The sequence below is a fragment of the Vibrio sp. 3-2(1) genome (genome assembly GCF_963887575.1).
GTDB lineage: Bacteria > Pseudomonadota > Gammaproteobacteria > Enterobacterales > Vibrionaceae > Vibrio > Vibrio anguillarum.
Genome location: NZ_CAWPGB010000001.1, coordinates 69,350 through 83,698 on the forward strand (window position 1 = coordinate 69,350; position 14,349 = coordinate 83,698).

General features: G+C 43.5%; 11 protein-coding genes and 1 pseudogene. 4 read left to right on the top strand and 8 right to left on the bottom strand.

Annotation, left to right across the window (positions count from 1 at the left end):
- Positions 1–1,038 precede the first annotated feature (1,038 nt).
- The 3 genes and pseudogenes from AACQ79_RS00310 to AACQ79_RS00320 form a co-directional block, all read left to right on the top strand.
- Complete coding sequence (locus tag AACQ79_RS00310; RefSeq protein WP_064624035.1) at positions 1,039–2,499, top strand: aerolysin family beta-barrel pore-forming toxin; 1,461 nt, start codon at positions 1,039–1,041, stop codon at positions 2,497–2,499.
- Positions 2,500–3,590: 1,091 nt separating this feature from the next.
- Entirely contained in the window at positions 3,591–5,063 is a 1,473-nt protein-coding gene (ltrA, locus tag AACQ79_RS00315; RefSeq protein ID WP_064624040.1) for a group II intron reverse transcriptase/maturase, read from the top strand.
- Positions 5,064–5,529: 466 nt separating this feature from the next.
- Positions 5,530–6,168 (top strand): annotated as a pseudogene (locus tag AACQ79_RS00320) (ATP-binding protein); the annotation flags it as partial.
- 5 nt (positions 6,169–6,173) lie between these two features.
- Here the strand turns inward: AACQ79_RS00320 and AACQ79_RS00325 are convergent.
- The 6 genes from AACQ79_RS00325 to AACQ79_RS00350 form a co-directional block, all read right to left on the bottom strand.
- Entirely contained in the window at positions 6,174–7,133 is a 960-nt protein-coding gene (locus tag AACQ79_RS00325) for a DUF2860 family protein (RefSeq protein WP_170899524.1), read from the bottom strand.
- A gap of 232 nt (positions 7,134–7,365) precedes the next feature.
- A complete protein-coding gene (locus AACQ79_RS00330) occupies positions 7,366–7,965 on the bottom strand; it encodes a thiol:disulfide interchange protein DsbA/DsbL (protein ID WP_170899525.1) in 600 nt (199 codons plus the stop codon).
- Positions 7,966–7,995: 30 nt separating this feature from the next.
- A complete protein-coding gene (locus tag AACQ79_RS00335; protein ID WP_170899526.1) occupies positions 7,996–8,982 on the bottom strand; it encodes a serine/threonine protein kinase in 987 nt (328 codons plus the stop codon).
- Between the two features lie 46 nt (positions 8,983–9,028).
- Complete coding sequence (gene ccoG / locus AACQ79_RS00340) at positions 9,029–10,447, bottom strand: cytochrome c oxidase accessory protein CcoG (protein WP_017046352.1); 1,419 nt, start codon at positions 10,445–10,447, stop codon at positions 9,029–9,031.
- Between the two features lie 269 nt (positions 10,448–10,716).
- Positions 10,717–10,983: a YihD family protein gene (locus AACQ79_RS00345; RefSeq protein WP_170899527.1), complete on the bottom strand. Its 267-nt coding sequence runs from the start codon at positions 10,981–10,983 to the stop codon at positions 10,717–10,719.
- 107 nt (positions 10,984–11,090) lie between these two features.
- Positions 11,091–11,213 (bottom strand): hypothetical protein, encoded by a 123-nt coding sequence (locus AACQ79_RS00350; protein WP_268877562.1) that lies wholly within the window; start codon positions 11,211–11,213, stop codon positions 11,091–11,093.
- A 478-nt stretch (positions 11,214–11,691) separates the two neighbouring features.
- Between AACQ79_RS00350 and trhA the strand changes: the two genes are divergently transcribed.
- Positions 11,692–12,351 carry a PAQR family membrane homeostasis protein TrhA gene (gene trhA / locus AACQ79_RS00355; RefSeq protein WP_445285846.1) on the top strand — a complete coding sequence of 220 codons (660 nt, stop codon included), beginning with the start codon at positions 11,692–11,694 and terminating at the stop codon, positions 12,349–12,351.
- On the opposite strand, the gene AACQ79_RS00360 is transcribed toward trhA, so the two are convergent.
- Positions 12,348–12,893, bottom strand: a complete 546-nt coding sequence (locus AACQ79_RS00360) for a DUF3157 family protein (protein ID WP_170899529.1) — start codon at positions 12,891–12,893, stop codon at positions 12,348–12,350. The genes trhA and AACQ79_RS00360 overlap by 4 nt on opposite strands.
- Position 12,894: 1 nt before the next feature.
- On the bottom strand, positions 12,895–14,340 hold the full coding sequence (locus AACQ79_RS00365; RefSeq protein ID WP_017043680.1) for a TrkH family potassium uptake protein: 1,446 nt from the start codon (positions 14,338–14,340) through the stop codon (positions 12,895–12,897).
- Between the last annotated feature and the right edge of the window lie 9 nt (positions 14,341–14,349).

Below are 14,349 nucleotides of genomic sequence, written 5' to 3' on the forward strand. Positions count from 1 at the left end.
GTTATACTGTTTCCAGTTAGTTGTTTTGTAACGAGGTCTAGGCATGATACTACGATGGAAGGCCAATGTAGCTGATCAGATCGTAGATTAGAGGCTTAGTTCCATCTATTTACGCAACAAGGCTTTACCTATCTAAAAAGCTATCACTTATGAACCCGATAACATTATAAGAAGCAATAGCATAAACTACTGTCAGTAGAGCGATAGCCCATCGATTAGTCTTGTCCGCTCTCAAAAATACGATATTTAAATTTCTTTTTTGAAATTAGAATCCCTATTACAAATATTAGATATATTTGTAAAAAAATCAATCAGTTAGAAGGCGCTCTCTCTCCAACACATGTTTGGTCCTTAAACACCTAACATGCATAAAAACATTTCTAATGAATGAGTATAATGGACTTTAAAGACGATTAAACTAAAGAGAGTTTTTTCCAGTGTTCATTCCTGAAAATTCAGTTTCCACGAAGACATTATTAGTTACTGAGAAGATAGCGAAGCATATACGCCCATAAGGCCTTGTTCTTCTTTTTCTGAAAAATTGGAACCTAAATTTTGATCCAAACCTTCATTTTGTCCGGATTGAAAGCCAATACTGAGGCTATTAAAGTCACTTTACTCAGCATGTGAGAGAATATGATAGGTACCGCAAAGATTAATTTACTTACTTTTTTCATTACACATCTAGATAATCATTTTATAAGTCAAACCAAAAATATAAATTGGTTAAAATGCATTCAACAGTATTTTATATACATTCAAATTAACACACCATTAGATTGTCACAAACTGTAATAAAGTAAGTTTTTCCATTAATAATTGACTTTAATTTTACTCATTCCACTTCTGTAAAATTACAACCCATTAAATAAAAATCAATCATGAGTAGATTGCTATTTATTATTAAAATTAGGTAGGACGAATAAAATTGAACTAACATCTCACATTTACTAAATCTATACATCCCTATTAATGTTTTTTTTAAAAAAATATATTATGGTTATTTTTCCAACTAATGATAAAAGAAGGAAGATTTCGGTGAAAAAAACACTAACTTTATTATGTTTATTGCCTTTTACTTACACACCTTCAGTATTAGCATCAGATAATACTCAATTTTACCCTGATCTAGCTGAGATTCATTACAATCTTGGAGCTGAAACGTGCAAACCTAATTTTAGAGCTATAACTCGTGATGAAGCTTTACGATTCAAAGACTTTATAATGAACAAGTTAGGTAAATGGTCTTATGTTACTTTGGCAGATGGTTGGATCATAATGGGCCCAGGCTACAAAGGAGAGATCAAAAAAGGATCCTCAGATTCAACAGCTTGCTATCCGCTTAAGGCTGATGTAAATATTCTCAAGTTTGACCCTGTCTATATCGAGGAAGGTTCGAAGCAGCGTGTAGAATGGAACCTACTTAATGATAAGCAGAATTTTATTATACCTAGCTTCCAATTAGCTCATATGATGGGGTACGCTTGGGCTGGAGGTTCTGCTTTCGAAAAAGTCGGACAAGATGTGAAAGTTTGGTGGGATTCCAACGCAAACGCTTGGAAAGTCCGTGGTAATAATGGACCTTGTGATGGTTATCGTTGCGATGAGAAAAGTACTCTCATAGTCAACAACTTTTCTTATACCATGGATCCTACATCATTTAAAATTGACGGTTCGATTGTTAATTCGAATAAAAAACTGATCAATACTATTTCATCTACCGCAATCAACAAAACAAGCATCCCTCAGCAATACGTAATAGATATAAATTATAAAACATCAACAAATTGGTCACAGAGTAATAATTACGGTTTCAGTGAAAGTGTTGCAGTTAGCACTGCTTTCAAAAGTCCAGAAGTTACCGGAGGTGTGGATAAGTCTATCTCGGTTACTATAGGTTCGACGCAGGAGTGGGGGACTGCGAGTGGTGGTGATGAGAGTAATACTGTTTCTATGCAAGCTAGACCAGTGGTCCCTGCTAATAGTGCGTTGAAAGTACTTTTAAATGTATATCGTGCAGATATATCTTATCCTTATGTCTTTGATGCAGATGTTTCTTACGATCTTGGTTTTAATGGTTTTATGCGCTGGGGAGGTAATGGTCTGCTAACGCATCCTAAAGATAGACCTACCATCAGCAGTACTTTTTCTATTGGTCGTTTTTCCGGCGAGGATAAAAGCTTAGAATTTCAATGGGATCATCGTGATATCCCAGGTTTAAATAAAACTTGGGATTGGAACTGGATTGCAAAAAATGGAGGCTCCTACGATACCCGTTACTGGTTAGGTAAGGTATTAGCCCCGAAAAAAGCTCGTGTAAAGGGGATGTTTTACGCAGAAGATCAATATACTGGCGAGTTGTACTTTGAACAAACCTCGATACCACAAGAAGAAGGAAGTGAGGTGTCAATGGAGAAAAACATTAAACGACAACTTGAAGATGCTGGCTTAAAAGATGTAAAAGTTTCTGTTAAAAAGAGCGATAGCAACTTGGAATAGAATACAGGTAGTGACTAACTAACAGCCTGTTAATTTCATTATCTATAGTAAGCAATTTCAATATTAAGGATGCGTAAAATGGACAACTCGATCAGCCTGAAGGTTTATTGAGCTGTCCATGTTTAATTATCGACTACCTGCTGAGGTAGCACTGATTTTCTCATCGGATTCGAATCGCCTTCCCCCTTTAACGCTTGCTGCAAGGTCTTGTTGAAGCGAGTAAATAACCCTCAATTTCTTTACAGGCATTAAGCTTAGTTATCATAAACTGCCTTTCATCCTGGTTAGCTTTTTAACATATTCCTTGCAAAGACAATAATAGAAAACGCGATCACTTTAAGAAATATACCGACGTATTAAATATACGATCGTGAGTGTAACCAGGCTCTTAAACAACGTGGGCGATTCGACATATCGATTTCTGAAGCAATTATCCATAATTGATAACATGGCGATCGCGTTTATAACGGCATCAACTCTTCCGTTAAGCGAGCTTTTACTCTGAATGATAATGGGGCGTGCGACGTGAGGTCGTATGAAGCGCTGTTCACCGCTCAACGCGTGAACCATCTGTATCACCAGATGAACCTAGGAGCCTGAATAAAGTAGCGGCTCTGACAATGTAACGAAGGTTGGCATTTGCCAATCGGGATTGAAATCGTGAGAGGATGATCCTCCTGATAACCACATAAATCGGGTGAGTGCTAGGTAGTCAGCATGATGAACAAATGTGAATCCGTCCAAGGTGCGTTAATCAATGAGCAGCGGAAGTGGTTAACACGCTGTAGCCAAAAGGCAAGAGAGTCGGAAAGAGATTGCCCCATGCTCTTTCGTGATCGTTGAACTCTCCGCACCATAGCGGGCATCTAAACTGACATTGCGCGACATACGGAACACGGTAAGCCTGTATCGCTCCCTAAGGGAAAGCCTCTGTGGCCGATAGTGATGCAGGTAGAGGATGTTGGAAAAAGCGAAGGCTGCATTGTAACGATGCAGATACAGATCTCTATCTGATCACGAAAGTGAGCTGACTTCCGACTGGTCTTCCGTTGTAAGAGAATTTGAAGAACTTTATTCAAGGAGGAACGCAAATGATGATTTCAAAAGAGATTAGTGCCTCTCCTGACAGTGCTCAATGGCGATCCATAAATTGGAAAGTCGTAGAATCTAACGTTTTAAAGCTTCAGATGCGTATTGCAAAGGCAACACGAGAAGGTAGACACGGCAAAGCGAAAGCGTTGCAATGGATACTGACTCACTCGCGTTCGGCAAAACTTCTTGCTGTTAAGCGGGTATCACAAAACAAAGGCAGTAAAACGCCTGGAATTGACGGCGTCATTTGGAATACAGATACGCGTCGCATGAAAGCAGTCAATCAACTGAGCAGAAAAGCCTATCAAGCCAAACCGCTCAAGCGTATCTACATCCCCAAGAAAAACGGCAAGCTCAGGCCACTTGGCATTCCCTGCATGATCGACAGAGCGCAGCAAGCGCTTCATCTTCTTGCACTAGAGCCAATATCAGAAACACTTGCTGACCCTAACAGCTATGGGTTTAGACCAAACCGCAGCACTGCCGATGCTATAGAGCAGTGTTTCAAATGCTTGGTTATGAAACGATCTGCTCAATGGGTTCTTGAGGGAGACATCAAAGCTTGTTTCGACAAGATCGGGCATCAATGGCTTATGAACAACATTGCCATAGACAAACGTATGTTGGAACAGTGGTTAAAGTCTGGTTTTATGGACAAAAGGCTGTTCTATCGCACTGACGAGGGAACACCACAAGGTGGGGTTATATCCCCAACCTTGATGCTAATGACTCTTGCAGGGCTTGAGCAACGCATAAAGTCCACCGCACTCAAAAAGGGCACTAGAGCCAACTTTATTGGATACGCCGACGATTTCCTCGTCACTTGTGCTTCAAAGGAAGTGCTGGAGAACGATATCAAACCGTTGATCGCTGATTTCTTAGCAGAAAGAGGCTTAACACTCTCTGAAGAGAAAACGCACATTACCCACATCAACAGAGGTTTTGATTTCCTAGGTTTTAATCATAGGAAGTACAAAGGGAAATTGCTCGTTAAACCGAGCAAATCCAACACACTACTGTTCTTGAGTAACTTGCGCGAACTCATCAAAAAGCACGCAACCATTCCTGTTAACGATCTTATCAAACTGATAAATCCAAAACTCAGGGGCTGGTCGAATTACTATCGACACTGCGTGGCTAAACAGGTATTCGGATATGTAGGTCACAAGCTATTCCATACGTTATGGTTCTGGGCTAAAAGGCGTCATCCAACAAAATCTAGAACTTGGATTGCCCTTAAATACTTCATCAACCGTCAAGGTCAATGGCAATTTCACGGTTGGCAGAAGATCATGGATATGGATTGTCAGTTCAATCTGTTTCAAATAGCCAAGGTGCCAATAGAGAGACATGTGAAAATCAGGAGTGCCGCTACACCTTTTGACCCTCAATACCAAGAATACTTGGCAAAGAGAAAATCAAAGAAGCCATGCCGTAACTCTTGGCATGAGCCTGCTCTCACTGCTTTATAAGTTGCTGGGTGCCATCAGGTGCCTTTGTGAAGGCTTGAGCCTAGTGCGGTGAAAGTTGCACGCTGGGTTCTTAGAGGGACGACACTTGGTAACAGGTGTCGTCTACTCGACACTAACGCGCCATAACAGATGGTCTTGATACGCCTTTGGTGAATTTTCAATCAAAGCCTTAAGTTGTGGTAGATCATTTACCACAACTTAACACAAGCCATTTTGGGGCATAACGGTTTTAGCTGGTAGTTTTGCTCTCTATCTGAATTTTTGTGACTGAATCAGTAGTTGCCCCTAACGATTCAGTGAATATTCATTCATGAGGAGGGATAGATGAAGACGTCAGATTGAACAGATAACATAGCTACTTTCTCGACTAAATAGAAAAATGAATGACCTACCGTTTCGCTAGCATCTGAAGCGATGCGCTCCACTAACACGGACAACACTCAAAGCCTCAAATTGACAATATTTATTACTCAAACTTGATGTTAGGAAATTGCCGGAATTTGAACGAAAAGTGCTCGACTCATTGCGTGAGCCATTAGAGTCAGGTGAAATTATTATTTCAAGAGCGCAAGGCAAAACGCGTTTTCCAGCTCGCTTTCAATTAGTGGGTGCGTTGAACCCCAGCCCAACCGGTTATTACGAAGGCACGCAAGCCAGAGCCAACCCGCAGAGTATTTTGCGCTATTTGGGACGCTTATCGGGGCCATTGCTTGATCGCTTTGACATGTCGATTGAAATCCCCTCGCTTCCCAAAGGAATGCTGGCAAATGGCGGCGAAAGAGGTGAAGCAACGGCTGTGGTTAAAGAAAGAGTGTTGATTGCTCGTGAACGGATGGTGATTCGTAATGGCAAGGTCAATGCTTTGTTGGGGAGCCGAGAAATTGAACAGTATTGCCCTTTAACTAAGGCTGACGCCGAATTTTTGGAAAATGCACTGCACCGCTTAGGGCTCTCCATCCGCGCGTATCATCGCATTATCAAAGTGGCGCGTACGATTGCCGATTTAGAAGGGGCCGAGCAGATTGCTAAGCCCCATCTAGCGGAAGCGCTCGGCTATCGAGCGATGGACCGATTGTTGAAACAACTGACCGCACAAGCGGTGTAATGAACTTAAAATTGGTAATTTAACCCTAGCGCTGTAAAGAGAGACGATTCGTCGTAAAACGAGAGGTTTGAGCTCGATTGGTTATAACCGGCTAAAGCGATTAATGACCAATCATCCCAATCCATAAATTGGCTGTATTCGTAGGCGAAGAATAGGCTCAGCTCATCGTCATTACGCACAGTCTGATTAAACAGTGAGTTTCCACCTTGATAGTCGCGCTTGGTATAACCAGCGGTCAGTGCCAGTTTATGGCGATTGATAAACGTGAAGTAGGAGAGATCGGCGGCGTAAGAGTGATGAGTATTGGCGTCGCCATCCGCTTGGTGGTTGATATAAGTGATGGAGGGTAGTAACAAACTGGTTGGGCTTAGAGAGTAACGGTACTGCCCTTTTAGGTAGTAACTTTTACCATCACGAGCCAGTTCAGGGCTTGGAAACTGATCGTTGTCGATCTCTTTGGTCGCGTAAGCGACATCGATAGTCCATGGGCTGCCTTGAATACTATTGAATGTTAATCGGTAGGCATTTCCTGACTCATCGGTTTCTTGGCGCTGACTGTTTAGTTGGTAAGGGTTAGCCCAGGTTTTTCCAGACATCACGGTCGGCAAAAAAGCCACATCAACCACGGTACCTGTCTCCATCTCATATTGATAGCCCAGCTGAAGCGCTAAAGTGCCGACGGCAATATCATCACGTGAGGTGCCTAGATAAACCTGTTGTTGACGTTTGTCCCCGAAGGTGTAAGCAAGGTTACCCAAAGGCCCAACGGCAAAGTTTGACTGCCGGCTACTCTTTGTTTCGAGTGATGTAATACGCTCATCTCCACCCGTATCAAATGATGATTGGGAAGATGCAAAAATAGTATTAATGGCAATCTCACCACTTAAACCTGTTTCTGGAGCCAGTTCGGCAGATACATGAAAAGCCAGAGCGCTAACAAGCGTCATGGACAGGTATTTATTCATTAGGAGTTTCCATACTTTGATTCAATAGTGGTTAAGTATATGAATAAACTTGGATGACGACACGATAAAACTAATCTGACCGTTTTATGAATGAAGGGTGAGCCTTGTCTTAGACATACACAGTTTTGTGCTGCGATGGCTTGTGTTTCAATATTGGTTGTATGAGAAAGCGCTGCAAGGTTGAACTTGATTAAGTAAAAATGAGGAGCCGTTGCTCCTCATTTTTGAATGATTACTTGGTCAGTAGGTAATTGACCAGTTCGAAGTATTCATTGGTCGATTTAACACCTTGTCCTTGCACCAAATAATGATTGTTAACCACGACAGCAGGCACACCTGAAAGGCCGCTTTCTTGGAACTGTTTGTCAAAGCGGCGCACCATTGAATCGACGGCAAAACCATTAAAGGCGGCATCAAATTTTGCTGCATCAATACCTTCGTCTAGGAAGATTTGGCGTAGATCCGCATCATCTCTTGGTGGTTTACGCATCGTGTGGATGCGGTTAAACATCACGGGCACCATTTGGTCTTCAACTTTGAGGGCAAGCATGGTGGCGTAAGCTTTACTCATTGATTTACCCATAGAGCCACCCATAAAAGAAACATGGTTTTTCTGCAGAGTAACCCCTTGTGGGAGCTGCTTTTTCAGTTGGGCGATGATCGGCTCAAAGGTATTGCAGTGTGGGCAGTAAAAGGAGAAAAACTCCGTCACGGTTGGATTTTTAGAGGGCTCAAGATCAAGCACTTTATAATGCTCACCTTCTTTAAATTGGGCCGCATGAGCCGATAAGCTCAGCAGTAAGGTTGCAACCAGTGCAAAAAGCTTCTTCATTGTGTACTCCATTTATTGCTTCAAGGTGACTTACCATTGTGGCATTAGTGAGAGCGTAGGCTCGTCTAATGCTGCTATTTGTTCTTTAAACGCAAGCACTTGGCTTTCCCAATATTTAGGGTCATTAAACCAAGGGAAGGCGAGTGGAAAAGCAGGGTCCTGCCATCGTTTGGCCAACCATGCCATGTAATGCACCATTCGTAGACCGCGTAACGGTTCAATTAGTTTCAATTCGACTGGATTAAAATCGTGAAACTCTTGATACGACTCTAAGATAATGTCCAACTGCATTCGCTTATCTTGCAATTCGCCATTGAGTAGCATCCACAAATCCTGTACTGCTGGTCCATTGCGAGCATCGTCTAAATCGACAAACATAGGCCCATCTCGCCACAAAATATTGCCTGGATGGCAATCACCATGCAAGCGGATGGCCGCGGATTTTGCTGGCCATTGCTGTTCAATTTTGTTGATCAATAACGATAAGTCACTGAAAAAGGTATTTTGCAAGTGCTGAGGTATGAAGGACGCATTTTCCAATAGCTGTTTGGGTTGATAAAGATACTCATCTAAGCTGATGGTCGGGCGATGAACAAATGTACGAGTGGCACTGATGTGATGAATGCGTCCAAGAAATCGGCCCACGCCTTCTAATTGGTCCATATTGTCCACTTCAAACTGCCGCCCACCCACACTGTTAAACAGCGCGAAATGATAGCCCTGATAGTGATGTAAGGTTGCACCGTTGATGAGCAATGGCTCAGCAATCGGAATTTCCGCCGCGTACAGCTCGCGTGTGAAATCGTGCTCCTCTTGAATTTGCTCAACACTCCAGCGCTGAGGTCGATAGAATTTCACCACATAGCGTTGGCGTTCTTCATCGATGAATTGATAAACGCGGTTTTCGTAACTGTTGAGTGCCAGAAATCCTGATTCAGCACGAATGCCGATGCTTTCTAAGGCATACCACATGGTATCAGGGGTGAGTGCATCAAAATGGAAAGAAGCTTTGGTCATGATTAAAAAGGGCCCATTACTGAGCCCTTTTCCATTCGTTACGAAGTTAGAGTTTATTAATAAACCGGCTCTCAACTTCTATCGTGAATTGGTTACTGTCCGTGAGTATAAACTGAATCGTCGCTATAGGAGAGCTGAGTTTGTCAGGAGCGACGCCAAGGCTGGTTGGTAGGTTCAATACCTCTCCTGGTTTGACTTGGATGGTTTGTTTACCATACCAAGAGACGTCCGATAGCCCTTTCACGTCAAGCTTATATTCTTGCGTTTGCTGAGTTTTGTTGATGACTTTCAAGGTGTAAGTGTTCTCAATTTCACCATTGCTGTTGGTTTTAAATAGCTGGTTTCTATCACGCAATACACTTAAGCCGACCGGATCAACACTGGCTACTTGAGCGATGAATAAGCCAAACATCACCAGCAGTACCGTGCCATAACCGAGTAATTTAGGCCTGAGTATTTTGGTGTGGTGGCCGGAGAGGCGGTGCTCCGTGGTATAGCTGATGAGCCCTTTTTCATAGCCCATACGTTCCATCGTGGTATCGCACGCATCAATACAAGCGCCGCAGTTAATACATTCGTACTGCAAGCCATCACGAATATCGATGCCAGTCGGACACACTTGTACGCACAAATCACAATCAATGCAGTCACCTAAACCGAGTGCTTTGTGATCGGCTTTACGAGCGCGTGGCCCACGAGTTTCACCGCGTTTGCTGTCATAGCCAACAATAAAGGTATCTTTGTCAAACATCGCAGACTGAAAGCGAGCATAAGGACACATATGGATGCAGACGATCGAACGCATCCAGCCTGCATTTCCGTAAGTACAAAGGGTGAAAAAGAGTACCCAGAAGACGGGCCAGAAACTTTCATCGAGTGTGAAAAAGTTCACCACGAGTTCGCGTACCGGGACGAAATAGCCGACAAAAGTAAAACCAGTACCGAGTGCAATCGCCAGCCAAGCAATGTGTTTGATGGCTTTTCTTATAGCAAGATTAGCTGTGAGTTTTCCTGAGTCCTGCTTGCGGCGTTTATTGGCGGCGCCTTCGAGTTTTTCTTCAAACCAAATGTAGATAAATGTCCACACAGTTTGCGGGCACAGATAGCCACACCAGACACGGCCAAGAAAAGTGGTAATAAAAAACAGGCCGAACGCCGCAATCATAAACAACAGGGCCAGTAGAGTTAGGTCTTGTGGGTAAAGTGTGGTGCCGAAAAAGTTAAATTGCTGGTGGCCGATGTCGAGCAAAATCGCTTGGCGATCACCATAAGAGATCCACGGTACTAAAGTAAAAAGCAGCAGTAAAAACCAGCCACCATAGCGGCGGAGTTGTTGATAAGTACCTTTACTTTCGCGCACATAAATACGGTTGCTGGGGTTAAAACGGTCACCGTTGCCTTTGTGAGTTTTGGGGTTGAATATTTTAGGAGTCACATCCTTTATATCGATTTTGTCCTGACTCATGAAATGATCCTTGTTGGGCTGTAAGGTGTGATTTCTTTTAGTTCACACTCTGCGACATTGCTGTTTTCTCTTTGGGTACAATACCAAGATGAGAAATTATCATTGTTCAATCTTTATTTATTAAGCGGCAAGTATAACGCCAATAACAATTTTATTTCTTTAACACTATCAACCTTTAACAATAAAGCCTCAACTCGTGAGGCTTATCGCTAATAATAAAAAAGCGACCTAATAAGGCCGCTATCTTGATCACTATCACAGGGGCAACATCATTTTATAATGCCACGCGCGCGTAAAATGGCTGTTTTAAAATCATCTTCCTGATCTTTCTTCAGGCCAGGAATCATTTCGTCTTTGGCGCTGTTGCGCATTTTTAGATGGTAGATCAATACATCATCTGTAAGCGCTTCTAAAGGTCCTTTATAACCCGCTTCTTGAGCCAGTTTGGTGATGAATTGCACTAAATTGAGCTGCTGATCTTGTTGCCATTCAGGCGCAAGTAGTTCAATTAGCTCTTCAATTCGATGACATTGCATTCTCTTTTCCCCAATTTTTATAAGTATTTTGAGTAAAGGTATCAAATTGCGGATTGAAGTCCAATTGAGCGCAAAGAAAAAGCGCAGGGTTTAGCTGCGCTTTTTAATTATGCTGCCTGAACAACATTAGTTGTGCTCGATGCAGTAAGGGCATTTTTTTCAACTAAAGTCATTGCTGGAGCGACTTTTTTTGCAGTCGGAGCAGCAGCAAAACCACTACGACGACGCATTGCACTACGGTTTGTGTGCGAAAACCTGACAGCTGTTGGGCGCATTCATTAACCTAACGGTCAGGCACATCCATTGCCAATCTAATGGCCTGAATCACCATGAGTTGAGCTTCATAATTGAAGGGTGGCTCTTCTGGCTCTCGCCAATCCAAATAATGATTCAGGAATAACGATATGCTTTCATATCGTAGTTAGATTAGCACCAAGTTTTGAATTGATCGATAGTTGAACGATTGTTGAGATGAATATTCTTGCAAATAAAGCTTAAAATTGTGTGAGATGCTTGGTTGAGTTTGTCATCTGATCGGTATTACATCGCGTTTTGTTAAATAGGAGGTACCTATGTCGTTTACAAAAAACTCGCGATTTATCGCTCTCCTTGATACCCGTTCGTTACGAAATTCGCATTTAGGCTTACAACTGTAAGCTGAGGTGTGCAATACTAAGCCCACATTTTGTTGCTTTTGGTATGGTGTTTATGTCTGCTGTTGACAATGACGGCTATGGTGCTGGTGAAGAACGGGCGAATGCACTGAGTCATGGTTTGGGGCTATTGCTTAGTTTTGTTGGTTTAGTCTTGCTGCTGAGCAAGGCAACAAGTGCGCAGGCCGATGCATTGACTTATATCAGCATGAGTCTCTATGGTGGCAGCATGATAGCGTTATTCCTTGCTTCAACGCTGTATCACTCCGTTGCGACACCGAAAGCCAAACGCTGGCTAAAAACGTTCGACCACTGTGCCATTTATCTACTGATTGCCGGAAGTTACACACCCTTTTTGTTGGTTAGCCTTCGCACTCCTTTGGCGATAGGTCTTATGGTGGTGATCTGGCTGCTGGCGCTGCTCGGTATCATCATGAAAATTGCCTTTGTCTACCGTTTTAAAAAGTTCTCACTAGTGACTTATTTGGCGATGGGGTGGTTATCCTTGGTTGTGATCTACCAACTGGCGCTCAATATCGAGGTCGGTGGTTTGGTGCTACTTGCTGTTGGTGGTTTGGTCTATTCGCTCGGGGTGATTTTTTATGTAGCGAAACGCATTCCCTATAACCATGCGATTTGGCATTTATTCGTGCTAGGTGGCAGTGCTTGTCACTTCTTTGCGGTTTACCTTTTTGTTCACCCAGTAAGTGCCTAACGCATTTCAACCCGCTCAATGTTGGTCGAAATTTGATAGCCTTGCTGGCGATCAACCTGAAGGGTAATCGGCTTTCCTTGCGCTTGAGTTTGTGGGCGTAAATAGCTATCAGCCATCCGTTTAATGGATTGCCAAATAGGTAACTGCTGAGTGAGTAGCAGTTGACCTTGCTCGTCATAAAGAGTGATGCTGAGCACTACCGCAATGACAGATTGCGAGCTTTGATTGGTGATGGCTGTTGGGATAACGAGTGTATCTCCTTGGTAGTAAGCCGCGCCGAGTACCACTTCCACTCCAGAATCTGACAGTTGTAAAATCGGTTTTTCACTCCCCATCTCAAAGGTGGTTGCTCGGGCTTTTTGAGCAATAGGGGCCGCGTGAATGACGGTTTCCTGCGACATTGATTGCGGTTCAACATATTGCCATGTGAAATCATCATTGAGTTTCACTTGGCGGCCATCTTCTAAGGTCAGAACTTGCGCGTAAGATGCTGCGCTTGCTGTCATGCTTAACAGCATTATTATCACAGGTATTGTCTTCATCTTAACGTCGCCAAAATGCAGGGAAAAACAGAACGATAATCGTCAAAATTTCTAAACGCCCCATCAACATCCCTAAGCTCAGAACCCACTTTGCTGCGTCAGGCAGTGGTGCGAAGTTGCCCGTTGGACCAATCACCGAGCCCATTCCGGGACCAACGTTGGCCACTGCTGTGATGGAACCTGAAATGCTGGTGACAGGGTCAAGGCCCATTGCACTGAGCGCGCCTGCGATAGCAATGACAGTGATGAAAAAGGTTAAACCAAAAGCGACGACTGAGCGGACAATATCATCATTAACCGGACGATGATTATAGCGCTGTACGAAGATGCCTGATGGATGGACCAACTTCATAATTTGTTTATTGAGCAGCGTCATCGCAATTTGGAAGCGGAACACTTTAATCCCACCAGAGGTTGAGCCGGAACAAGCTCCTGCTGCCATTAAGAAGATGAACAGCGTGCTTGGCAGTGCGCCCCAGGCGGTGAAATCTTCCAAACCAAAACCAGTAGTCGTGACCACTGAAACGATATTAAACATCGCCACTCGCAGGGCGTCCAACCAGTAGTAGCCTAGTTTGAGATTCAGCCACAACGCAATGATGAGACTGGCAATTAGGAAAAGATAAGCAAATCCACGAACTTGTGCGTCTTTTATGATCACTTTGATATTTTGTTTTCGTGCCGCAGCAACAAACAGTAGAAAGGGCAAGCCCCCCAAAAACATAAACAGCGTTGCTACCCAGTGTGCACCGTTTGAGAAGTGGTTCATCGAACCGTCGGAGGTGGAATATCCACCAGTCGACAAGGTGGTGAATGAGTGGTTGATCGCTTCAAAAAGCGTCATGCCAGTGAGGATGTAGCCAATCAAGCACAGTAAGGTCAGTACCAAATAGACCAGCACAATATTTTTCGCGACAGTTTTGGCGCGTGGGCTACTTTTATCGGACCAATCAGACGATTCGGTTTGGAACAGTTTCATCCCACCCACATTGAGCATTGGTAATACCGCTACCGCCATTACGATAAACCCAACCCCACCAAGCCATTGCAGAATAGAACGCCACAACAAGATGCTGGGCGGCATATTATCAAGGCCACTGAGCACGGTTGAACCTGTAGTGGTTAACCCTGACATAGTTTCAAAGTAGGCGTCGGTAAAGCTGATGTGGTTGATAAAGACGAAAGGGAGCGCCGCGAAAGCGCTGGCAACCGTCCACACTAAGCTGGTGATGAGAAACATATCGCGCACGCTGAGCTTAAAGTGCGCGGTACGCCCTAAGCTTAAGCAGATAAAGGCGACAATATGAGTGATGATGACCGCTTGAGCAAAATCAAGGAAGCCACCCGTACCGGTAAAAAAAGCGACCAGTGTCGGCACATACATAAATAGGGCGAGCTTAGATAGCACGAGTCCTATAACGAATGAAATGGGGCGTAAATTCAGCATGACGCCAAT

Bases quoted from the DNA above. Each gene is read 5' to 3' on its own strand.
- trhA (WP_445285846.1), top strand. From the start codon at position 11,692: ATGTCTGCTGTTGACAATGACGGCTATGGTGCTGGTGAAGAACGGGCG.
- AACQ79_RS00325 (WP_170899524.1), bottom strand. From the start codon at position 7,133: ATGAATAAATACCTGTCCATGACGCTTGTTAGCGCTCTGGCTTTTCAT.
- ccoG (WP_017046352.1), bottom strand. From the start codon at position 10,447: ATGAGTCAGGACAAAATCGATATAAAGGATGTGACTCCTAAAATATTC.
- ltrA (WP_064624040.1), top strand. From the start codon at position 3,591: ATGATGATTTCAAAAGAGATTAGTGCCTCTCCTGACAGTGCTCAATGG.
- AACQ79_RS00335 (WP_170899526.1), bottom strand. From the start codon at position 8,982: ATGACCAAAGCTTCTTTCCATTTTGATGCACTCACCCCTGATACCATG.
- AACQ79_RS00345 (WP_170899527.1), bottom strand. From the start codon at position 10,983: ATGCAATGTCATCGAATTGAAGAGCTAATTGAACTACTTGCGCCTGAA.
- AACQ79_RS00350 (WP_268877562.1), bottom strand. From the start codon at position 11,213: ATGCGTCGTCGTAGTGGTTTTGCTGCTGCTCCGACTGCAAAAAAAGTC.
- AACQ79_RS00365 (WP_017043680.1), bottom strand. From the start codon at position 14,340: ATGCTGAATTTACGCCCCATTTCATTCGTTATAGGACTCGTGCTATCT.
- AACQ79_RS00360 (WP_170899529.1), bottom strand. From the start codon at position 12,893: ATGAAGACAATACCTGTGATAATAATGCTGTTAAGCATGACAGCAAGC.
- AACQ79_RS00330 (WP_170899525.1), bottom strand. From the start codon at position 7,965: ATGAAGAAGCTTTTTGCACTGGTTGCAACCTTACTGCTGAGCTTATCG.